This window comes from Psychroserpens mesophilus (assembly GCF_050617655.1).
In the GTDB taxonomy this organism is placed as follows: Bacteria; Bacteroidota; Bacteroidia; order Flavobacteriales; family Flavobacteriaceae; genus Psychroserpens; species Psychroserpens mesophilus_A.
The window spans coordinates 1-245 of record NZ_JBODQC010000410.1 but is presented as its reverse complement, the minus strand read 5'-3'; the positions used below and the strand labels follow the sequence as shown (position 1 = coordinate 245).

Below are 245 nucleotides of genomic sequence, written 5' to 3'. Positions count from 1 at the left end.
CTGCTGGCGCTGGAGGCACGACCGGCGTGGTGTCGCGCGGCACAGACGAGGCGGGTGGCTGCCGAGGCGCGGAGACCGGCGAGGGCGGTGCAGCAGGCAAGACAGGCGCTGCCGGGGGCATCGGCGCTGCCGGTTCGCTGGTCAGCGCACGCTGGCGGCTTTCGCTGTCGTTGATCTCCAGCGCCAGCGTGTCGTAGTCCGCCTCCAGCAGCTCGGCCATCTGACCGACCAGCTCGTCCTGCACC

At 72.2% G+C, this 245-nt stretch carries 1 pseudogene; it reads right to left on the bottom strand.

Features of this window, described 5'->3' with window-relative positions:
* Positions 1–245 (bottom strand): annotated as a pseudogene (locus ACRHNM_RS17810) (hypothetical protein); the annotation flags it as partial.